At 58.4% G+C, this 21,602-nt stretch carries 22 protein-coding genes; 9 read left to right on the forward strand and 13 right to left on the reverse strand.

Features of this window, described 5'->3' with window-relative positions; genetic code table 11:
• Nucleotides 1-3: 3 nt before the first annotated feature.
• Both ribF and murJ read right to left on the reverse strand, forming a co-directional pair.
• Complete coding sequence (ribF, locus tag CCX46_RS26145; protein WP_008078544.1) at nt 4-942, reverse strand: bifunctional riboflavin kinase/FAD synthetase; 939 nt, start codon at nt 940-942, stop codon at nt 4-6.
• A 129-nt stretch (nt 943-1,071) separates the two neighbouring features.
• A complete protein-coding gene (gene murJ, locus CCX46_RS26150) occupies nt 1,072-2,610 on the reverse strand; it encodes a murein biosynthesis integral membrane protein MurJ (protein ID WP_127929837.1) in 1,539 nt (512 codons plus the stop codon).
• A 252-nt stretch (nt 2,611-2,862) separates the two neighbouring features.
• Between murJ and rpsT the strand changes: the two genes are divergently transcribed.
• The gene (rpsT, locus tag CCX46_RS26160) at nt 2,863-3,135 is read left to right on the forward strand and encodes a 30S ribosomal protein S20 (protein ID WP_003228351.1); all 273 of its coding nucleotides are present in this window, start codon (nt 2,863-2,865) and stop codon (nt 3,133-3,135) included.
• 181 nt (nt 3,136-3,316) lie between these two features.
• On the opposite strand, the gene CCX46_RS26165 is transcribed toward rpsT, so the two are convergent.
• The 5 genes from CCX46_RS26165 to rplU all read right to left on the reverse strand — a co-directional run bounded on the left by CCX46_RS26165 (nt 3,317) and on the right by rplU (nt 7,060).
• On the reverse strand, nt 3,317-3,784 hold the full coding sequence (locus CCX46_RS26165) for a CreA family protein (protein ID WP_122607899.1): 468 nt from the start codon (nt 3,782-3,784) through the stop codon (nt 3,317-3,319).
• 10 nt (nt 3,785-3,794) lie between these two features.
• Nucleotides 3,795-4,913, reverse strand: a complete 1,119-nt coding sequence (proB, locus tag CCX46_RS26170) for a glutamate 5-kinase (protein ID WP_127930455.1) — start codon at nt 4,911-4,913, stop codon at nt 3,795-3,797.
• Nucleotides 4,914-5,036: 123 nt separating this feature from the next.
• Nucleotides 5,037-6,260, reverse strand: a complete 1,224-nt coding sequence (gene cgtA / locus CCX46_RS26175; RefSeq protein ID WP_127929838.1) for an Obg family GTPase CgtA — start codon at nt 6,258-6,260, stop codon at nt 5,037-5,039.
• Between the two features lie 193 nt (nt 6,261-6,453).
• On the reverse strand, nt 6,454-6,711 hold the full coding sequence (gene rpmA, locus CCX46_RS26180; RefSeq protein WP_003176049.1) for a 50S ribosomal protein L27: 258 nt from the start codon (nt 6,709-6,711) through the stop codon (nt 6,454-6,456).
• Between the two features lie 34 nt (nt 6,712-6,745).
• Nucleotides 6,746-7,060 carry a 50S ribosomal protein L21 gene (rplU, locus tag CCX46_RS26185; RefSeq protein ID WP_003176051.1) on the reverse strand — a complete coding sequence of 105 codons (315 nt, stop codon included), beginning with the start codon at nt 7,058-7,060 and terminating at the stop codon, nt 6,746-6,748.
• A gap of 239 nt (nt 7,061-7,299) precedes the next feature.
• Between rplU and CCX46_RS26190 the strand changes: the two genes are divergently transcribed.
• From CCX46_RS26190 to CCX46_RS26200, 3 genes are all read left to right on the forward strand, one after another.
• The gene (locus CCX46_RS26190; protein WP_127929839.1) at nt 7,300-8,268 is read left to right on the forward strand and encodes a polyprenyl synthetase family protein; all 969 of its coding nucleotides are present in this window, start codon (nt 7,300-7,302) and stop codon (nt 8,266-8,268) included.
• Nucleotides 8,269-8,465: 197 nt separating this feature from the next.
• Nucleotides 8,466-8,807 carry a zinc ribbon domain-containing protein YjdM gene (locus CCX46_RS26195; protein ID WP_016986200.1) on the forward strand — a complete coding sequence of 114 codons (342 nt, stop codon included), beginning with the start codon at nt 8,466-8,468 and terminating at the stop codon, nt 8,805-8,807.
• Between the two features lie 205 nt (nt 8,808-9,012).
• Entirely contained in the window at nt 9,013-9,270 is a 258-nt protein-coding gene (locus tag CCX46_RS26200; RefSeq protein ID WP_034153845.1) for a PA4570 family protein, read from the forward strand.
• A 110-nt stretch (nt 9,271-9,380) separates the two neighbouring features.
• Here the strand turns inward: CCX46_RS26200 and CCX46_RS26205 are convergent, their stop codons facing one another.
• From CCX46_RS26205 to CCX46_RS26215, 3 genes are all read right to left on the reverse strand, one after another.
• On the reverse strand, nt 9,381-9,998 hold the full coding sequence (locus CCX46_RS26205) for an FKBP-type peptidyl-prolyl cis-trans isomerase (RefSeq protein ID WP_008078561.1): 618 nt from the start codon (nt 9,996-9,998) through the stop codon (nt 9,381-9,383).
• 122 nt (nt 9,999-10,120) lie between these two features.
• The gene (locus tag CCX46_RS26210) at nt 10,121-10,426 is read right to left on the reverse strand and encodes a DUF6482 family protein (RefSeq protein WP_095121727.1); all 306 of its coding nucleotides are present in this window, start codon (nt 10,424-10,426) and stop codon (nt 10,121-10,123) included.
• A 135-nt stretch (nt 10,427-10,561) separates the two neighbouring features.
• A complete protein-coding gene (locus CCX46_RS26215) occupies nt 10,562-11,050 on the reverse strand; it encodes a TIGR00645 family protein (RefSeq protein WP_007909801.1) in 489 nt (162 codons plus the stop codon).
• Between the two features lie 161 nt (nt 11,051-11,211).
• Between CCX46_RS26215 and CCX46_RS26220 the strand changes: the two genes are divergently transcribed.
• Nucleotides 11,212-13,041 (forward strand): hypothetical protein, encoded by a 1,830-nt coding sequence (locus CCX46_RS26220; protein ID WP_127929840.1) that lies wholly within the window; start codon nt 11,212-11,214, stop codon nt 13,039-13,041.
• A gap of 51 nt (nt 13,042-13,092) precedes the next feature.
• Here the strand turns inward: CCX46_RS26220 and CCX46_RS26225 are convergent, their stop codons facing one another.
• Together CCX46_RS26225 and CCX46_RS26230 are read right to left on the reverse strand one after the other, a co-directional pair.
• A complete protein-coding gene (locus CCX46_RS26225; RefSeq protein ID WP_095121723.1) occupies nt 13,093-13,410 on the reverse strand; it encodes a PA4575 family protein in 318 nt (105 codons plus the stop codon).
• A 312-nt stretch (nt 13,411-13,722) separates the two neighbouring features.
• A complete protein-coding gene (locus tag CCX46_RS26230; RefSeq protein ID WP_127929841.1) occupies nt 13,723-16,161 on the reverse strand; it encodes a Lon protease family protein in 2,439 nt (812 codons plus the stop codon).
• 277 nt (nt 16,162-16,438) lie between these two features.
• Between CCX46_RS26230 and CCX46_RS26235 the strand changes: the two genes are divergently transcribed.
• The 4 genes from CCX46_RS26235 to CCX46_RS26250 all read left to right on the forward strand — a co-directional run bounded on the left by CCX46_RS26235 (nt 16,439) and on the right by CCX46_RS26250 (nt 20,011).
• Complete coding sequence (locus CCX46_RS26235) at nt 16,439-16,927, forward strand: DUF3015 domain-containing protein (protein WP_007909797.1); 489 nt, start codon at nt 16,439-16,441, stop codon at nt 16,925-16,927.
• Nucleotides 16,928-17,021: 94 nt separating this feature from the next.
• Nucleotides 17,022-18,875, forward strand: coding sequence for an Lnb N-terminal periplasmic domain-containing protein (locus CCX46_RS26240; RefSeq protein ID WP_127929842.1), 1,854 nt, complete (start codon nt 17,022-17,024; stop codon nt 18,873-18,875).
• Between the two features lie 214 nt (nt 18,876-19,089).
• Complete coding sequence (locus CCX46_RS26245) at nt 19,090-19,446, forward strand: hypothetical protein (RefSeq protein ID WP_038361731.1); 357 nt, start codon at nt 19,090-19,092, stop codon at nt 19,444-19,446.
• Nucleotides 19,447-19,516: 70 nt separating this feature from the next.
• The gene (locus CCX46_RS26250; protein WP_127929843.1) at nt 19,517-20,011 is read left to right on the forward strand and encodes a GreA/GreB family elongation factor; all 495 of its coding nucleotides are present in this window, start codon (nt 19,517-19,519) and stop codon (nt 20,009-20,011) included.
• Here CCX46_RS26250 and gdhA read toward each other — a convergent pair.
• Nucleotides 20,008-21,345, reverse strand: a complete 1,338-nt coding sequence (gene gdhA, locus CCX46_RS26255) for an NADP-specific glutamate dehydrogenase (protein WP_127929844.1) — start codon at nt 21,343-21,345, stop codon at nt 20,008-20,010. The genes CCX46_RS26250 and gdhA overlap by 4 nt on opposite strands.
• Nucleotides 21,346-21,602 lie beyond the last annotated feature (257 nt).

A 21,602-nucleotide genomic window follows, 5' to 3' on the forward strand; every position in this document is an offset into this window, starting at 1 on the left:
TCATTAGCGATGGGCGCTAGGTGCGGCTAGTGCACGGGCGGTGGCGACATCCGCATTGATCGCCGTTTTCAATGCCTCCAGGGAGGCGAAGCGCTGCTCTTCACGCAGCTTTTGGTGGAAAACCACCGTCAAACGCCGGTCATACAGATCGCCGGCAAAATCTAAAAGATGGACTTCAAGGTGGGCCTTGCCATCACCTTGCACCGTGGGCCGCACGCCGATATTGGCGACGCCGGGCCAGGTCTTGCCGTCGATATCGACATCCACCAGATACACCCCGGTGAACGGCACGCGACGACGCTTGAGTTGAATGTTGGCAGTGGGCGTACCCAGTTGCCGGGCCAGTTTCTGGCCGTGCAGCACGCGACCGGCAATCCGGTACGGGCGGCCGAGCAAACGTTCGGCCAAGGCAAAATCGGCGGCGGCCAAGGCGTTACGCACCTGCGTGCTACTGACGCGAATGCCGTCCAGCTCGACGGTTTGCGCCGCTTCGACGGTAAAACCGTGCATCTGCCCGGCCTGCAACAGGAAATCGAAGTCGCCGAGGCGGTCGCAACCGAAACGGAAATCGTCACCGACCTCAAGATGCTGCACGCCAAGACCATCAACCAGGATGGTATCGACGAACTCACTGGCGCTGAGTTTGCTCAAGCGCTGGTTGAACGCCAGGCACAACACCCGGTCAACGCCTTCGGCGGCCAGCAGTTGCAGCTTGTCGCGCAACCGTGCCAGACGTGCCGGCGCGGTCTCGGGGGCAAAGAATTCCCGTGGCTGCGGCTCGAAAATCACCACGCAGCTGGGTACGCCCAACTCGAGCGCACGCTCACGCAGTCGGGCCAGGATAGCCTGGTGACCACGGTGAACACCGTCAAAGTTGCCAATAGTGGCGACGCAGCCCCGATGCTGGGGGCGCAAGTTGTGGAGGCCTCGAACCAGCTGCATAACGCGCTTCTTGCTCATAAAGTGGTCGATTATAACCACACCCGACGGCCGACGACAGGCAACACCGTAACGCAAAGTGAACGAGCCGACAAAACTGCCGGCCCGCGCCTGTTTATAAAGGGCAAAACCTCAGCTCAAGGCCTTGCGATTGAAGTCGCGCAGGCGGAAACCCAGCAGCAGCAACATGCCGAAATAGGACACCACGCCCGCCGCGACCAATGCGCCCAGACGCAGGAAGCGCTCAAGCATGTGCCCTTGATCCCACGCTGGCATGAAGTGCATGCCAAGCAGCAACACTGCCGACATCACCGCCACGGCGATCACCAGTTTGAACCCGAACTTGGCCCAACCTGGCTGCGGCTGATACATCTGTTGCTTGCGCAATTGATAGAACAGCAGCCCGGCATTCAGGCAGGCACCGGCACTGATCGCTAGGGCCAGGCCGGCATGAGCCAGCGGACCAATCAGAACGAGGTTGAACAGTTGCGTAACGACCAGCGTGAAGATTGCGATTTTTACCGGCGTACGGATGTTCTGTTGCGCATAAAAGCCCGGTGCGAGCACTTTGATCACGATAATTCCGAGCAGGCCGACAGAATACGCAATCAGCGCACGCTGGGTCATTTCGGCGTCAAAGCCGCTGAACTGACCGTACTGAAACAGCGAAACCGTCAGCGGCTCAGCAAGAATCCCCAGCGCCAGCGCACAGGGCAGCACCAGCACAAAGCACAGACGCAGGCCCCAATCGAGAATCCGCGAGTATTCGTGGCGATCCTTGCTGGCATAGGTTTTCGCCAATGTCGGCAGCAGAATCGTCCCCAATGCCACGCCAAGCACGCCGGATGGCAACTCCATCAAGCGGTCGGCGTAATACATCCACGACACCGAGCCTGCGACCAGAAACGAGGCGAAGATGGTGTTGATGATCAGCGAAATCTGACTGACCGAGACACCGAGAATCGCCGGCAGCATCTGTTTCATCACCCGCCACACGCCGGTATCGCGCAGGTTCAGTCGCGGCAGTACCAGCATGCCGATCTTTTTCAGGTGCGGCAGTTGATAGAGCAACTGCGCCAGACCGCCGACCAGGACCGCCCAGCCCAGCGCCATCACCGGCGGATCGAAGTACGGCGTGAGGAACAGCGAAAACACGATCATGCTGACATTGAGCAGGGTCGGCACGAAGGCCGGCACCGAGAAGCGGTTCCAGGTATTGAGGATCGCGCCAGCCAGCGACGACAGCGAGATCAGCAATATATAGGGGAACGTCACCCGCAACAGATCAGAGGTGAGCTGGAATTTTTCCGGTGTATCGGTAAAGCCCGGAGCCGTTGCCCAGATCACCCAGGGTGCGGCGATCATGCCCAGCGCAGTCACTACCGCCAATACCAGCGTCAGCAGACCTGACACGTAAGCAATGAACGTGCGCGTCGCTTCTTCACCCTGCTGACTTTTGTACTCGGCAAGAATCGGTACGAAAGCCTGAGAGAAAGCACCTTCGGCGAAGATCCTGCGCAGCAGATTGGGCAGTTTGAAGGCGATAAAGAAGGCGTCGGTCGCCATCCCGGCACCGAATATACGAGCAATCAGCGTGTCACGGACAAACCCCAAAATCCGGGAAAGCATCGTGATAGAGCTGACGGCGGCCAACGATTTGAGCAGATTCATTGAGGGAATTTGTGCCTGTCGATAAACAGCAGGCGAACAAAGCGCCTACTTGTGCGATACTCCGCGCCGCAGCAGCACAGAGCCAAAGCTCGCGAGTTTACAGGTCAAGCGCCGGAAATAAATATCCCGCCTCTTTATACCTACCACTTAGCGGAACGTTTCAAGTGCCCTTGACAAGACTTCAACTCATCGGCATGATTCGCGGCCTATTTTGTTTGCTATTTCCTAAAAAGTCTTTCGAGGAGCTCGACGGTGGCCAACTCACCTTCCGCCAAAAAACGTGCAAAACAGGCTGAGAAGCGTCGCAGCCACAACGCCAGCCTGCGTTCCATGGTTCGCACCTACATCAAGAATGTAGTTAAAGCCATCGACGCAAAAGACGCTGAAAAAGCTCAAGCTGCATACGTTCTGGCTGTGCCAGTTATCGACCGTATGGCCGATAAAGGCATCATCCACAAGAACAAGGCTGCTCGTCATAAGAGCCGTCTGAATGGCCACGTTAAAGCGCTGAAAGAAGCTGCTTAATCGACGTAGTCATTAAAAAACCGACCTTAGGGTCGGTTTTTTATTGCCTGTGATTTAACAAATCCAGCGCAAAAAAATGTAGGAGTGAGCCTGCTCGCGATAGCTTTTAGTCAGATGTATATTTGCTGACTAACACACCGCTATCGCGAGCAGGCTCACTCCTACAGTTGGTTTTGCGGCGTTATTGCTGGACGGGTACCCACGGCAGGATCGGGATCGCGGTCACGGCATTCTGCGGGCTACCCTCGATCAAGCGATCGCTGTAGACCAGATACACCAGCGTATTGCGCTTCTTGTCGAGGAAACGCACCACCTGCATGGTTTTGAATACCAGCGAAGTGCGCTCCTTGAACACCTCATCGCCATCCTTCAGCTCGCCCTTGAACTTGATCGGGCCGACCTGGCGGCAAGCGATCGACGCTTCGGCGCGATCCTCAGCCAGACCCAGACCACCCTTCACACCGCCCGTCTTGGCGCGCGACAGGTAGCAGGTAACCCCTTCGACCTTGGGATCATCGAAAGCCTCGACCACAATGCGGTCGTTCGGGCCGACAAACTTGAACACTGTCGACACCTGACCGATTTCCTCGGCCGAGACCAGCAATGGCATCGCCATCAGCAAGCCCAACAATCCTTTTGCTAAACGCATCGAGTTTTCCTTAAACCAGAATCAGGTTGTCACGGTGAACCAATTCAGGCTCCGCCATGTAACCGAGCAAACCGACAATCGCATCCGACGACTGACCGATGATTTTTTGTGCCTCCAGCGCGCTGTAGTTGGCCAGGCCACGGGCAATCTCACGACCGTCCGGCGCCACACAGACCACCATTTCGCCGCGACGGAAACTGCCCTGCACCAATTTCACCCCCACGGGCAGCAAACTCTTGCTGCCCTGAGACAACGCCGACACTGCACCATCATCCAGCACCAGCGTGCCACGGGTCTGCAGATGCCCGGCCAGCCATTGCTTGCGCGCCGCGAGCATGCCTCGCTCAGGCGACAACAACGTACCGATGCGCTCACCCGCTTTCAAGCGATCAAGCACGCGCTCAAGGCGCCCACCGACGATAATGGTGTGCGCACCGGAACGCGCCGCCAGCCGTGCCGCACGCAGCTTGGTCTGCATGCCGCCACGCCCCAGCGCACCACCCGTGCCGCCCGCGACCGCATCCAGCGTCGGATCATCAGCGCGCGCCTCGTAAATCATCTGCGCATCGGGGTTATTACGCGGATCGGCGTCGAACATGCCGTCGCGATCAGTAAGGATCACCAGCAGGTCCGCCTCGACCAGGTTAGCCACCAGCGCCGCCAGCGTGTCGTTGTCGCCGAAGCGGATTTCGTCAGTGACCACGGTGTCGTTCTCGTTGATCACCGGGATGACTTTCAGCTCAACCAATGCGCGCAGGGTGCTGCGGGCGTTCAGGTAACGCTTGCGGTCGGACAGGTCGTCATGGGTCAGGAGAATCTGCGCTGTGTGCCGACCATGCTCGGCGAAGCTTGATTCCCACGCCTGCACCAAGCCCATCTGGCCGATAGCCGCAGCCGCCTGAAGCTCGTGCATCGCACTGGGTCGTGCGGTCCAGCCCAAACGACTCATGCCGGCCGCCACCGCCCCAGAGGACACCAGCACCAACTCGACGCCAGCCTCATGCAAGGCCACCATCTGCTCGACCCAGACACCCATTGCCGCGCGATCCAGCCCTTTGCCATCAGCTGTCAGCAAAGCGCTGCCGATCTTCACGACCCAACGCTGCGCACCTGTCACCTTGCTCCGCATCATCTTCAACCTTAGCTTGAGGGCTGCGCGACCCAGCGCCGCCCATGACGTTATTTGTGACTTGCGATTTCCAGATACTAAAACGCCGCTCGATTGAGCGGCGCTTAAGTTTACTGCAACGAATCAGTCACGCACGTAAATGATTTCCGGACCGTCTTCGTCATCCAAATCTTCTTCGTCCCAGTCATCATCGCCGATGTCATGGACCGACTTCACGCCGCTGCGACGCAGGGCACGCTTGTCATCCAGCGCCTGCAGTTGCGCGCGGGCTTCGTCTTCGATGCGTTGATCGAGATCGGCCAGCTCTTCCTTGTAAGCCGGGTCATTGGCCAGACGATCAGCACGATCTTCCATGTAACGCATGATGTCGTGGCACAGACGCTCGGTGCCAATCTTGGCGATGGCCGAGATCACGTAGACCGGACCGGTCCACTCCAGGCGCTCAACGATTTCCTTGACGCGCTCATCGTGCTCTTCTTCAAGGATCTGGTCGCACTTGTTCAGCACCAGCCAGCGATCACGCTCCGCCAGGGACGGGCTGAATTTGATCAGCTCGTTGACGATCACTTCAGCGGCATCCGGTGCACTGCTGTCATCCAGAGGTGCCATGTCGACGAGGTGCAGCAACAGACGGGTACGCGCCAAGTGCTTGAGGAAGCGAATGCCCAGACCGGCACCGTCGGAAGCGCCTTCGATCAGACCCGGAATGTCGGCAATGACGAAGCTCTTCCAGCGATCGACGCTGACCACACCCAGGTTCGGCACCAGCGTGGTGAACGGGTAGTCGGCGACTTTTGGCTTGGCCGCCGATACCGAACGAATGAAGGTACTTTTACCGGCGTTCGGCAAGCCCAGCAGACCGACGTCAGCCAGCACTTTCATTTCCAGTTTCAGATCACGCTGCTCACCCGGCTTACCCGGAGTGGTCTGACGCGGCGCACGGTTGGTACTGGATTTGAAACGGGTGTTACCCAGACCGTGCCAGCCGCCCTGCACTACCATCAGTTTCTGGCCAGCCTTGGTCAGGTCGCCGATCACTTCCTGGGTAGCAGAGTCGATCACCGTGGTGCCGACCGGCACGCGCAGGATCAGGTCCTCGCCTTTTTTACCGGTGCAGTCAGTGCTGCCACCGTTGGAGCCACGCTCGGCGTCGAAGTGCCGGGTGTAACGGTAGTCGACCAGGGTGTTGAGGTTTTCGTCAGCCATCATGTAGATGGAACCGCCGTCACCGCCATCACCGCCGTTCGGGCCACCGTTTTCGATGAATTTTTCCCGACGGAAACTCATGGCGCCATTGCCGCCGTCACCAGCCTTTACGCGAATCGATACTTCATCAACAAACTTCATAACCAACGCCTCTCGCCATACGGACGAGCCGAAAAACAATCAAGACATAAGACTCTTGCAAAAATGAGCGCAGCGACCCCAAAACACGACCTGCATCGCACGCCGACAGCCCATACAAACAGTTTTGCAAGAGACTCACCCCACAAACGAAAAAGCCCCGTCGCGAGACAGGGCTTTTCCAGCGATCGCGCAATTAAGCTGCGACAACGCTCACGTAACGGCGGTTGAACGCGCCTTTTACTTCAAACTTGATCACGCCTTCGATTTTCGCGAAGAGGGTGTGATCCTTACCCATGCCAACGCCGTAGCCAGCGTGGAATTGGGTGCCGCGCTGACGCACGATGATGTTGCCCGGAATGATTTTCTGGCCGCCATACATCTTAACGCCAAGGCGTTTGGCTTCTGAGTCGCGACCGTTACGGGTACTACCACCAGCTTTTTTGTGTGCCATGAGTCAATTCTCCTAGTGAGGAATTAGGCTGAAATTAAGCCTGAATACCGGTGATTTTGATCTCGGTGTACCACTGGCGGTGGCCCATACGCTTCATGTGGTGCTTACGACGACGGAACTTGATGATGCGAACTTTATCGTGACGACCTTGGGAGATCACTTCAGCCACAACGGTAGCGCCAGCAACAACTGGAGCGCCGATATTCACGTCGTCGCCATTGGCAACCAACAGAACGCGATCAAAGGTAACGGATTCGCCGGTAGCGATTTCCAGTTTTTCGATCTTCAGGTATTCACCTGGGGCGACTTTGTACTGCTTGCCGCCAGTAACGATTACTGCATAAGACATGGTATTTCTCCGATAATCCTGCTCACCCAGCTCTTTATAAGAAGAGGTATTGGCTGGCATGGCTGCATAAGGCTGGAAGGCCCGTTGCAATTGCGTAAGGCAGGTGCTGCCCAGGAAGTTCAGGGTGCGCGATTGTACGCAAGCCGCGAGAGACGCGCAAGTAGCCGTCCATCGCGCCTTGACAGCTCTGGATGTGAGTCCTAGCATGCCGCGCAACCCTTCTGGAGCGACTCTCGCTGATGCAACCCCAAGCTTTCTACCGCGCGGTGGCGGACGATTTTAGCGCCGTCGACGGCATCATCAAGAAGCAGCTGACTTCCCGAGTACCGCTGGTATCGAAAATCGGCGATTACATTACCTCGGCCGGCGGCAAACGTCTGCGTCCTTTATTAGTGTTGCTGTGTGGCAAGGCCTTGGGTCGCGAAGGCGACGACATGCGTCTTTTGGCCGCCACCATCGAATTCCTGCACACTGCGACCCTGCTCCATGACGACGTGGTCGACATGTCCGGCATGCGCCGTGGCCGCTCGACCGCCAACGCCATGTGGGGCAACGCCCCAAGCGTGCTGGTCGGCGACTTCCTGTACTCGCGCTCGTTCGAAATGATGGTCGAACTGGGCTCGATGCCAGTGATGAAGATCCTTTCCCAGGCCACGCGCATCATCGCCGAAGGCGAAGTGCTGCAACTGTCCAAGGTGCGCGACGCCAGCACTACCGAAGAAACCTACATGGAAGTCATCCGCGGCAAAACCGCGATGCTCTTCGAAGCCTCGACTCACAGTGCTGCGGCACTGGCCGGTGCCTCCGCCGAGCAGAGCGAAGCGCTGCGTACTTTCGGTGATCACCTCGGTGTGGCGTTCCAGTTGGTCGACGACCTGCTCGACTACAAGGGCGACGCGGAAACCCTGGGCAAGAACGTCGGTGACGATCTGGCCGAAGGCAAGCCGACCCTGCCGCTGATCTACACCATGCGTGAAGGTACGGCTGAACAGGCTGCACTGGTTCGTCAGGCGATCCAGAAAGGCGGGATCGAAGACCTGGAAAGCATCCGCATTGCTGTGGAAGCCTCCGGCTCGCTTGAGTACACCGCGCAACTGGCCCGTGATTACGTGGCCCGTGCGATCAAGTGCCTCGATGCACTGCCGGCCAGTGAATATCGGGATGCGCTGGTTGAACTGAGTGAGTTTGCGGTCGCCCGTACGCACTGATTCTGCCCACTGTGGGAGCGAGCCTGCTCGCGAAAGCGATCTGCCAGTCGACTTCAATGTTGACTGACCTGACGCCTTCGCGAGCAGGTCGAATCGTCGCACCGTCGCTCCCACAGTTGTTTCTGCGCTATGCCCTCCCTCGCGTAAAACCCTATACAATGTGCGACTTTTAGCGATCCACATCCCAAGGAGCCTTAGTGAGCACGTTGCCACCCTGCCCGAAATGCAATTCCGAATACACCTACGAAGACGGCACCCAACTGGTGTGCCCGGAGTGCGCCCACGAGTGGTCTGCCAGCGGCGAAGCCGAAGTGGCGTCCGATGATGCCGTGAAGAAAGATTCGGTCGGCAACGTCCTGCAGGACGGCGACACCATCACCGTGATCAAGGATCTGAAGGTCAAGGGCACCTCGCTGGTGGTCAAGGTCGGCACCAAGGTCAAGAACATCCGTCTGTGCGATGGCGACCACGACATCGACTGCAAGATCGACGGTATCGGCCCGATGAAGCTCAAATCCGAGTTCGTCAGAAAGGTCTGATTCCACTGTCATCCATCCCGCGCCAGCCGTGGGATGGAGCTTCGCCCTCCCCGCTCCGCCCCAGCAAAACCAAGCAATAACCAAACGCCAGCCGTTTTGACCTTACGCAATCTTTACCCGGAAAATTTCACAATCCGCCAATAGACGCTTGCTATTTGACGAATAAGAATTATTCTCATTGAAACCCTACAAGGAGATGAGAACCATGACTTATTTGATCGACGCGTGGCTGGATCGCCCACACCCTTACCTCAGAATCCTCCATCGGGAAACCGGTGAAGTCTGTGCGGTGCTTGAAGAAGAAGCCCTGCATGAACTGCAAGACCAAGGGGATCTGGACGTCAGCAGCCTCAATTCCAGCGAGCCATTGGTGCTCAAGGAGCTGGTGCGCAATCTGTTCCTGTTCTGCTATGCCCGGGCGTTGCGCCCGACCAGTGAGCTGCATCACAAGATAGAACTATGAGCAGTAATACAAAACCTGTGGGAGCGAGCTTGCTCGCGAAGGCTTCAACTCGAATCTCAAGTTAGATCCAGTCGCCTGCATTCGCGAGCAAGCTCGCTCCCACAAAGGTCTTACAGAACGTCCAGCAGCTCGACGTCGAATACCAGAACGCTGTGCGGCGGGATGCTGCCAACGCCTTGAGCGCCGTAAGCCAGTTCGCTCGGCACGTACAGACGCCATTTGCTGCCGGCATTCATCAGTTGCAGGGCTTCGGTCCAGCCAGCGATCACGCCGCCAACCGGGAATTCTGCAGGCTGGCCACGCTCGTAGGAGCTGTCGAACACAGTGCCGTCGATCAGGGTGCCGTGGTAGTGAGTACGTACTTGATCTTCACGGGTCGGCTTGGCGCCTTCGCCCTGAGTCAGCACTTCGAATTGCAGGCCGGAAGCCAGGGTGGTGATGCCGTCACGCTTGGCGTTTTCAGCCAGGAAGGCCAGGCCTTCGCCAGCAGCGGCTTCAGCTTTGGCAGCGGCTTCGGCTTGCATGATTTCGCGGATAACCTTGAAGCTGGCGGACATTTCTTCCTGACCCACACGGCTTTCCTTACCGGCGAAAGCGTCGGTCAGACCGGCCAGGATGGCGTCCAGGCTAACGCCCGGTGGCGGGTTGTCGCGCAGCTGGTCACCCAGCTGACGGCCGATGCCGTAGCTGACGCGGGTTTCGTCGGTGGACAGATTTACTTCGGACATGACACTGCTCCGCTGTGCGGACGGCCACAAGACTTGCCGTGCGTGCACAGCGCGTCCCGGCGCGCCCGGAACCAAAAGGGCGAGCAGACTAGCACAGATGTTCCGGCGATGGCGCGCAACGCCTACAGGGCTGAACGCCAGGCGAGCGGCACCTTCAGGCTTTCCTCGCCACTGGGACCCAAACCACACATTTCGTCATGTACCGAGGTGTGTACAAGGTTGAATGGCAACACCGGAAAGGCATGCAGCAAATCACGCGCATGCTCCACCGAGCGCAGTGTCAGCATGTTGCCTTTGAGATCACTCAACGGATACGCCGCGCCATGCATCCGTGCTTCGAGCAGGTAAATCCCGCCTTCCATGGAGATCAGGTTCAACTCATCAACCTTCCTGGCGATGGCAAACGCATTCAACTCTTGCAGGTTCATGAACGCACCTCACAACGTGGCGAGTCAGGACCTCTACAGGGATATGCCCGCGAGCACCAAAGCACAAGCCACAAACGACACCGCCCGTCTGTTTCGCAACAGACGGGCGGTGTTTTTGCAGCGATCAACGGTTGATCAGTGCTTGGTGACCTTGTCCAGGTAACCCATGGCGAACGCCGAAACGACAAAGGTCATGTGGATGATCACGTACCACATCAAGTGCTCGGGATCGACGTTCTTGGCGTCCATGAAGATGCGCAGCAGGTGGATCGAGGAGATCGCCACGATCGAGGCCGCCACTTTCATCTTCAGCGACGAAGAGTCCATGGTGCCGAGCCAGCTGAGCTTTTCCTTGCCTTCATCGATGTTCAGTTCAGAAACGAAGTTCTCGTAGCCGGAGATCATCACCATGACCAGCAGGCCGCCGACCAGCGCCATATCGATCAGCGACAGCAGCACCAGAATCAGTTCCGACTCGGCCATCGAGAACACGTTGGGCAGGATGTGGAAAACTTCCTGGAAAAATTTCAGTGCCAGCGCCAGCAGTCCGAGGGACAGCCCGATATAGATTGGCGCCAGCAGCCAGCGCGAGGCGTACATTGCGTTTTCGATAAAGCGTTCCATTGAGTCTCACACAGGGGGGCTGGAAATGGCGGCGAGTATAACAGCCACCTATGACAGCCAGAAACCGCCGAAAAATCCGCCACCTGCGTGTGTGAGTGATTTTTTTTCTGCTAGTGTCCAAACCATTGACAGCCCAGTGACTGTAGACAGGACGCGTGGAAATGGATGTGCGATTACCGATAACGACGGCCGGAATCTGCCTTGCACTGTTGATCAGCGGTTGCTCGCCTGGCGACGAGAAGCACGCCGCCAGCCTTGAAGAAAAGACCGCAACGTTCGAACAGTCGCTGGACGCCATCACCGATCCGAAACTCAAGGACGCCATCACCGAACTTGGCGGCTCACTGCTGTTGCTTGAACGGGCGCAACTCAAGCTGAGCGACAATCCACCGCGCACCGAATACGGCGAAGACGCACTCGCCGTGCTCAAGCACTACCCTGCCCCGCAGACGCTGGTCGACACTTTTATCAATGGCCTGTTCGTGCTGCACAAGGACGCCAGCTCCGATTACCTCACCGACCTGCAACCGGTGTTCCCCTTCAACCTGAACATTCCCGGCGGTTTCCTGTTTCCCCATGGGGTGGAATGGCAGTCGGTAACGTTGAGCAACAAACGCGTGATCGCTTATCAGCCGGAATGGTCGGAAACCGATCCGGGTATTCAGCTCAGCCCCTCCAGCTCCAACGTCACCAACCCCGATGACCTGACCGTAACCTACCCGTTCATTGACGGACTGGATGTGGACAAGAAGACCCTGCCGCAACCGGTCAGCCTCCAAGGGCGGATCGAAGTCATCGCGCCGCGCCGCCTGTACAGCTTCGACCTGACGCAAAAGGACGTCGGCCAGACCCGCACCAACGACAACCTCAGCGTCAAACTGCTGAAGCTTGAAAAGGACTACGCCGAGGTCGAATTCAGCAACAACCTGCCGCTGGCCGCGGAAGTCGCCGATGCCCAACTCAATCCGCTGATCGTTCAGGCCCGCGATAAAACCGGTCAGTATCTGGTGCGTGCCGGCTCGATCAACGAGAGTCCGGAGCAAGTGGCCTTCTACCAGAAACAACTGGCGTACCTGCAACAGCAGAAGAGCTGGAGCGATACGCTGGAAAAGCAGCTCACGCAAGAGCAGCAGGCATTCGAGGAGAAACATCCACGTCGCTACAACAAGGTCTACTTCAACGGCCCGATCGATACCCTGGAAGTCAGCGTGCTGGATTTTTCCTCAGCGACCGTGACGCGTAAACCGCTGGATCTGCCGATTCGCACGTTCAATCAGCACACCACGGAGAAAACCATCCAGCCACTGGATCCGTCAGTGACGGTTTACGACGACCTGGCGGTCAACTGGCTCAAGGGTGCGAGCCTCACCGAAGAACAACTGAAGGCAGGCATTCGCATCCATCAATCCGTGGAAGAACCGAGCGCTGCCCGCATCGAGTTCTCCCATCGCCGTACGTTCAACGATGAATTGCTGGGCGATGATTTCAATCCGGGCGTCAGCCCCGTCACGTTTTTCACCGAAAAGCGCAGCGGCAAGCTCGATGAGCCGATCGAACTGCCGCCCGAGGCGTATCAAGTCGATCCGCTGCGCGCGACGATTACTTACGATTTGAATCTGTTCCCGGAAACCCCGGCGATTGCCGTCGGCTCAATGCCGCTGTTTCTCGCCACGGTGGCGAAACAGACGTACGACGCCAAGTCACTGCCCAAAGGCCTGGAGATCAAGAACAACATGCTGGTGGTGGACCTGAAACTGTTTGCGCCCAACGAATGGCGTTTCTTCGTCAAGGATGACAGCGGCAGCTATCTCAAGCAGATCCTTTCAGTCAGCCACGACGCGGGCGCAGAAGGCCCGGCGTTGTTTGGCGTGCATTACTTTTATGGCCGCCCAAGCCACGTGGAAACCTATCAGCGAACCGACCTCGCTACCGTGCAATACGGCTTTGAGGTCAAACTCGACAAGGCGCCAATGCCTGAGACTGCGCCTTGAAGTGCAGGATCAAAAGATCGCAGCCTGCGGCAGCTCCTGCAGGCGTAGATCCTAATTCAGGCTGCGGCCACGTCCACCGTTGATCTGCCGCAGCTGGGCTTGCAGGTGCAGGCTCCAGATCTGCGGATCGTCGGCCAGTTCGTAACCATGCAAGGTCAGGCTTTCGACAATGGTGTCGAGTATCGATTCAGCGGCGACCGGCCCATGAAACGGGCCCTGCGCCTTGATGGCGGAAGGTTGTTCGCCGGCCATGCCGGCGGCGAAGAGCAGCGTCCACATGCCGTTATCGCCGGCCAACGGCTTGATGGCGCATTCGATTCGGGTCACCAGACCCAGACATTGACGGGTGAGACAGAGGTTGCGCGACATGGCGGCGACCCTCGGTGAAGCCGGTATTCAGCCCCCACGGGAGGACTGGCTCGATCCAGTGATACTGTCGATATCCTTGAGCTGAGAATAGAAGAAAAGTGCGCTGCGCAAGCTGGATAGAACCAGAAGGCGCCGAATGGTCATTGTGTGAATATTGGCGTCAGAGATGTGGCGAATTCCCTGAAGATCAACACAAAACAAATGTAGGAGTGAGCCTGCTCGCGAATGCGGAGTGTCAGGCAACTTATTCGTCGTCTGATACAGCGTTTTCGCGAGCAGGCTCGCTCCCACAGTTTGTGACCGCGTTTAGGCTCAGGCCGGTTTGGCTTCGGCCAAAGCCTCCTGCGCCAGTTCTTTCTCGGCTTCCTTGAGGTCTTCTTCGCTGATCATCTCAGCGATGTCGCGCAAGCGCTCGACCACCCGTGCGTTGATACTGCCTTCCGGGAATTCGCCGTCGGCATTCGGCTCACCGGCCGGCTCGCCCACTAGCAGACTTAGCGCCTCGTCAGCCTGACGCACCGCGTACACGTGGAACTGCCCGGCACGCACCGCCGCCAGGACCTTCTCATCGAGCATCAGCGTGGCAACGTTGGCCTGCGGAATGATCGCGCCCTGCTCGCCAGTCAAGCCGCGTGCTTCGCAGAGGCGGAAGAAGCCTTCGATCTTCTCGTTGACTCCGCCCACTGCCTGCACTTCACCGAACTGGTTGATTGAACCGGTGATCGCGAAGCACTGCTTCAACGGCGTTTTCGACAGCGCCGAAATCAGTGTGCACGCCTCGCCCAACGACGCACTGTCGCCATCGACGTAACCGTAGGATTGCTCGAGTGCGATGCTCGCGGAAATCGCCAGCGGGAATTCCTGAGCGTAACGGCTGCCCAGATACCCGGTGAGGATCATCACGCCTTTGGAGTGGATCGGTTGACCAAGGTTAACCTCACGCTCGATGTCGACGATGCCGCTGCCGCCCGGGTACACCGTGGCGGAAATCCGCGCCGGCACACCGAACGCCGAATCGCCGACTTCGAGTACGGTCAGACCGTTGCACTTGCCGACCGCCGCGCCATCGGTGTCGATGAGGATGATCCCGGCGAGCATGTCGTCGAGAATCCGCGCCGACACACGACCAGTCCGTGTGGCTTTGGCTTTCAGCGCGCGTTCGATGTGCCCGGCATCGGTCATTTCATCGCCAGCCAGATGACGGATGAAATCCGCCTCGCTGACCAGTTGGAACAGATCGCCGATGCGCGCCGACAAACGCCCTTGGTGTTCGGCCAGACGTGCGCTGTAAGTGGCCAGACGCGCCACCGCATCGGCAGTCAGCGGTGCCATGCCTTCTTCCGAGGTACGGGTTTTCAAGAGCTGGGCAAATTGCTCCAGACTCTCGTCGACCATCGGGATGTCTTCGTCGAAATCCACCAGAACGCGGAACATCTCCTGGAAGTCCGGATCGAGGTCTTGCAGCGTGTAGTAAAGCGAACGCGCACCGATAATGATGACTTTGACCTGCAACGGAATGTGCTGCGGGTTGAGGGTCACGGTGGCGAAACGGCCCATCTCGCCCAGCGGTGATTCCATTTTCAGTTTGCGCGATTGCAGGGCGCGTTTCAGCGCGTCCCACACGAACGGCTCGCTGAGCATTTTTTCCGCTTCAAGAATCAGGAAACCGCCGTTGGCGCGGTGCAAGGCACCGGGACGCAACTGGCGATAGGTGGTGTAGAGCGCCCCCTGATCGGTGGTGTATTCGATGCGACCGAAGAGGTTTTCGTAAGTCGGGTGCGGCTCGAACACCACCGGCGCACCGCCGCTGGCCGGATGCCCGACCACCAGGCTTGGCGCGTATTGCTCTTCCAGCAGCTTGCGCGCAACGGCGTCGGTCTTGCTGTCGTCGACCAGTTGCTCGACCACGGTTTTCAACAGATAGACCTGCATCGCTTGCAGGTAACCGCACACCGCAGCGTTTTCCGCGTACTTCTCCGACAACGGCGACAACAATGGCTGCAAGGCCAGGGTGATGGTTTCTTCGTTGAGCGAGCGCAGTTGATTGTTCGACTCGCGCTTCCATTGCGGCAGGCTGGCGAGTTCTTCGTTCAGACGTTCTTCGAGGCCGGAAATGTCATCGTGGAAACGCTCACGATCGGCTTCCGGCAACTGAGCGAATTCCGCTTCGTCCAGCGCTTTACCGTCGAGCATCGGTGTGAAGGCAATGTTGCTGGCGTCGCGATACAGGGCGACGTCTTTTTCCAGGGCCAGGCGCTCGATGATGTCGAGGGCCTTGTCGTAGCGCTGGTTGAAGGCGCGGTCGATGGCGCTTTTCTTCTGCTGGTAGGAAGGGTGCTCGAACACCGCGGGAAATGTCGCCAGCAGGTTGTCGATCAAGCCGTTGATGTCACCGATAAAGGCGCCGGCCGTGCCCGAAGGCAACTCCAGGGCTCGCGGTTCGCGCGGCTCATCGAAATTGTTGACGTAGACCCAGTCCGCCGGGGTCTGCAGGCGTTTGCCTTCGGCCTTCAGGTAGCGTTTGACGAACGAGAAGCGGCCGGTGCCGGGCTCGCCCATGACGAATACGTTGTAACCGGGGCGTGGCATGGCCACACCGAACTGCAAGGCTTCGACCGCGCGTTCCTGGCCGAGCACACCGCGAAAGGGCTCCAGATCATTGGTGGTAGTGAAGCTGAACTGTTCAGCGGAAAACGGACGGGTCAGCGCTTCGGGCGCAAGACGCAAGCTGGCAGCAACAGGATCAGGCATCGGGCTTCCTTAACAATCAGGCGGGGCAGATAGCGGCATTCTGGCGCCGCCCGTGCCCCACTGGCAAGGCGCGCCACACTACAAAGCATAGACAACCGCCCGCCCCTGCCCCGGCACCCATGAAATCGGGGTTATCGCCAAATCTTTTGTAAAAACTCACGGAACCGCAGGAACGTGCCTAAACTCCAAACTGCGCGGCTGGAACTAATACTGGCCCACTGGCACCGCCAGGTGTCAGAACCCTGTCCATTGGTATGCACACAAAGAGAAAAAAGCTATGAAACGGATTCTTCTCGGTACTCTCTTCACCGCTGTATCCATCAACGCAATGGCGCAAGCTCCAGGCGGCCCGGATTGCGGTTGGGGCAACATGCTGTTCGAAGGTCAGCGTGGCACCCCGGCGCACTTCCTCGCTTCCACCACCAACGGCACGTCCGGTAACGCCACCTTCGGGATGACGTCCGGCACCAACGGTTGCTCGACCAACGCATCGCTGACCTACGGCGGCAAATCCTGGTTTGCCATGAATGGCATGATGAACGAGCTGTCCGAAGACATGGCCAAAGGCAACGGCGAAGCGCTGACGACTTATGCCGTGGTACTGGGCGTGGCGCCGGAAGATCGCGCGCACTTCGCGGCTGTGACTCACGAGCACTTCCAGCAGATCTTCAGCAAGGCTGACGTGACCGCTGAAGACGTGCATACCAACACCCTGGCCGTACTGAAATCGGATCCTCGTCTGGCCAAGTACGCAACTCAGGCTTAAGCTCGGCCCCACCCGCTTCCTTCGGGAAGCGGGTTTTGTTTTTTCGGCCCGCCCTCCTTGGGTCTTTATTTCTTTCCTGTTCAAGTTGCCGACTATGCTCAAACGCCTTGCCTGGCTGGCGCTCTGTGTCTGCGCCCCGCTGTCCGCCGCGCCAACCATCGACCCTCAACGTTTGCAGCAACTGGCCAACGACCGTTTCTGGATTTCCCTCGGTCACTACGAAACCGCCAAGCTTGGTGGCTGGCGCAGTTATGTCAGCGACAAGAAATTCTTTCTCGCGCCCGATGGCAATGAACATCCCGATCATGAACTGGCGGCCACCGTGCAAGCGCTGTACGCCCCGGCCAGTCTCGGCGAGCAACATGCGCAATGCGTTTATCCGGCGCGCACTCGCTGGTTGAAAGCGCAGCTCAACCTGACCGATCTGCCGACGCCCGAGTGCGCCGAGTACAAAAAATGGTTCAAGGATGTCTCGCCGCACAGCGCGGTGATGATCTTCCCGGCGGCGTACTTGAACAGTCCGTCGTCGATGTTCGGCCATACCCTGCTGCGTATCGATCAGGCTGACGTGCAGGCCGACAAAACGTCGCTGCTCAGTTACGCGATCAACTTCGGCGCCTACATCGAAGGCTCGGACAACAGCATTCTTTACGCCTGGAAAGGCTTGATGGGCGGTTATCCCGGCCTGTTCGCACTGGTGCCGTATCAGGAAAAACTCTCCGAATACCGCAGCCTGGAAAACCGCGATCTGTGGGAATACCGACTGAATCTGACGCAAGAAGAAACCGCACGCATGGTTGAACATGTGTGGGAGCTGAAGCAGATCCAGTTCGACTATTTCTTCTTCGATGAAAACTGCTCGTATCGTCTGCTGGAACTGCTGCAAGTCGCACGGCCGAGTCTGCGCCTGACCGAACAATTCCCGTTGACCGCGATCCCCACCGACACCGTCAAAGCGGTGAAAGAAGCCGGGCTGGTGGAAAGCATTGAATATCGCCCGTCCCGTGAGCGCGAATTGCTCAGCCGCGCCGAACCGTTGAGCGACGAAGAACAGCAATGGGTGCTGAAAGTCAGCGCCGACCAGCACGTGTTGCAGGATCCGACATTCAAAGCCCTGCCACGCGACCGTCAGGCGTTGATCATCGACGCGGCGTATCGCCTCGAGCGCTACCGTGCCAACGGTCAGGAGCGTGATCCGCAACGGGCGCAGCGCAGTTTCGAATTGCTGCGGGCGATCAACAAGAACCCCGCCCCCGAGCTGGAAATTCCGCAACCGGGCCTGCCGGAAGACGGCCATGAATCACGCACCTGGCAAGCGGGTCTCGGCACCCGTGGCGATCGTGCGTTCGGCGAATACGGTTTGCGCATGGCCTATCACGATCTCAACGATAACGCCGAAAGCTTCCCGCTCGGCGCGCAGATCGAGATCCTGCAGATGAAATTGCGTCAGTACGAGGGCAATCACTGGCAGTTCCAGCAATTGGATCTGGCGACGATTCGCTCGCTGACACCGCGCAATGAGTTGCTGCAACCGCTGTCGTGGCAAGTCACTGGCGGTCTTGAGCGCGTACCGGGCAAGCATGATGACGAAACGCTGGTCAGCCACGTCAACGGTGGCGGTGGCGGCACGTGGGCGCTGGGTGACGATGTGCTGGGTTTTGCCCTCGGCACCGTGCGCGTTGAACACAACAATGATTTCGCCGAGTTTGTATCCCCGGCCGGCGGTTTCAATACCGGCGTGTTGTGGAAAAACCCGCTGGGCAATCTGAGCCTGGAAGCCAAAGGTGATTACTTCTTCAATGGCGAAGTGCGTCGTAGCCTGAGCCTGAATCAGCAGTGGGAGTTGTCGCGTAATCTGGGTTTGCGCCTGAGTGCGCAGCGTGAGTTCAGCCATCTCGCCACGCCGGAAACCGAAGTCATGCTTGAAGTGAAGTGGTATCACTATTGATCCTGAACACATCCCCCTTGTAGGAGTGAGCCTGCTCGCGATAGCAATTCATAAGTCACTGTTGCGGTGACTGATACACCGCTATCGCGAGCAGGCTCACTCCTACAGGGGATTTGTGGCGCTCAACGAATTACTCACACGCCTTTCACCAACGCCCGACGAATCCCCTTCTAGACTTTCCCCATAAGCCGGACAACCGGCGCGGGAGAGTGCGATGTGGCGGTGTGCGGGTTTGTTGGGTGTTGTTTTGTTGCTGGGCGGTTGCCAGACCACCCATGAAGATTTGATCGCGAAGGGTTATCCACCGGCCTTCGCCGACGGCTTTGACGATGGTTGCATCAGCGGCCGTCAGGCGGCCGGTTCGATCAGCGGCGAATTCCGCAAGAACGTGCCGCGCTATCTCAAGGACAAGCAATACGCCGAAGGCTGGACCGACGGCTTTCGCCAGTGTCAGGCAATGCTCGAAAACAAGGATCGCGAGCAATACCGCAACGAACACTGGGATGAACGCGAACGTGCCTGGCAGCAACAGAAAGACCAGGACGCCGGGCGGGCCTATCGCTCGCAATAGGTCGCTCCCAGACATCCATTGAAACCAAATGCCTGCGAGCGTGGCCCAAACCTCATACGAGGAGGACACCATGAGTCGCGCATTCGTCAACGAAGACAACGCCGCCGCGCAAGCCGATCAGCCGGTCGAACGCCAGGTCAGTGACCAGCCCAATTACGTCACGCCGCAAGGCTTGGCGCAGTTGCAGGCGAAGGTCGCTGAACTGCAAACCTTGCACGCCGAACAATCAGCCAAAGGCGAGCAGGCCGACAAACAACGGCTGGCCGATTTGCAAAGGGATTTGCGTTATTTCAATCAGCGCCTGAGCAGCGCACAAGTGGCGGTTGCCGCTACGTCCAGGGACAAAGTGCAGATCGGCAGTTGGGTGACCTACGCCGATGAGCACGACACCGAACGCCGCGTGCAACTGGTCGGCGAGGATCAGGCCGATGCCAGCAAAGGCCTGATCAATTGGGGCTCACCGCTGGGCCGGGCGCTGCTGGGTGCCCGGCTCAATGACGAGGTGCTGTGGCAGCGCCCCGCCGGTGATCAAGTGATTGAAGTGATCCGCATCGAACCGGCTTAAACCACACCCTGCGCCAACATCGCGTCGGCGACTTTGACGAAGCCGGCGATGTTAGCGCCTTTGACGTAGTTGATCTGCCCGTTCTCTTCGCCGTAATGCACGCACGCGTGGTGAATCGACTGCATGATCGCGTGCAGCTTGCTGTCGACCTCGCCCGCCGTCCACAGCAGACGCATGGCGTTCTGTGACATTTCCAGACCGCTCACCGCCACGCCGCCAGCGTTGGATGCCTTGCCTGGGGCGAAGAGAATGCCGGCCTCGATAAAGATATCCACAGCCTCCAGCGTGGTCGGCATGTTCGCGCCTTCGGCCACGCATACGCAGCCATTGCGCAGCAGCGTGCGTGCAGCCTCAGCGTCGAGTTCGTTCTGCGTAGCGCACGGCAGCGCGATGTCGCACGGCAACGACCACGGCAGTTGACCGGCGCGGAACTCCAGACCGAACGCTGCCGCCAGTTCGCTGATGCGACCGCGTTTGACGTTTTTCAGCTCCAGCAACGCCAGCCATTGTTCTTCGCTCAACCCGGCTTCGCAGTACAACGTGCCTTCGGAGTCGGACAGGGAAATCACTTTGCCGCCCAGATCCATGACCTTGCGCGCCGCGTATTGCGCCACGTTGCCGGAACCGGAGATCGCCACGCGTTTGCCTTCGACGGTCTGCTCGCGGCGCTTGAGCATTTCTTCAGCGAAGTACACGCAACCGAACCCCGTGGCTTCCGGACGAATCAGGCTGCCACCGTAGGTCATGCCTTTGCCGGTGAGGACGCTGGTGAACTGGTTGCTCAGCCGTTTGTACTGGCCGAACAGGAAGCCGATCTCGCGCGCACCGACGCCAATATCACCGGCGGGTACGTCAACGTCGGCGCCAATGTGGCGATACAACTCGCTCATGAACGCCTGACAGAAACGCATGACCTCGGCGTCGCTCTTGCCCTTCGGATCGAAGTCAGAACCGCCCTTGCCGCCGCCCATGGGCAGCGAAGTCAGGGAGTTTTTGAAGGTCTGTTCGAAGGCGAGGAATTTCAGCACGCCCAGGTTCACCGAAGGATGGAAGCGCAAACCGCCCTTGTACGGGCCGATGGCGCTATTCATCTGGATGCGGAAACCGCGATTGACCTGGACTTTGCCCTGATCGTCGACCCATGACACGCGGAACACCACGGCACGCTCCGGCTCGCAGATGCGCTCCAGAATCCCCGAGTTCAGGTAATGCGGATTGGCTTCGAGAAACGGCCACAGGCTGCGCAGGACTTCTTCGACGGCCTGGTGGAATTCGGGTTGATCCGGGTCGCGTTTTTTCAGACGGGCAAGGAAGGATTCGACGGATTCGATCATGGGAAAAGTCTCGGCAAATTTATTGTCGTTGGAGGAGATTGCGCCGGACTGTAACAAACGGATCGCGCACAGGAACAGAGCAAAATGTCGCAGTTATGAAATTAAATGGTGCACAGGATATAAATCGGAAGGATTTTTAGCCGATTTTGCACCTGAATGGTGAGACCAAATTTAAGATCTGCACCAAAAGTCATACCGCTTTCGCGAGCAGGCTCACTCCTACAGGGGAATGCATTTCGAATGTGGGAGCGAGCCTG

This window comes from Pseudomonas sp. RU47, from assembly GCF_004011755.1.
Classification (GTDB): Bacteria; Pseudomonadota; Gammaproteobacteria; order Pseudomonadales; family Pseudomonadaceae; genus Aquipseudomonas.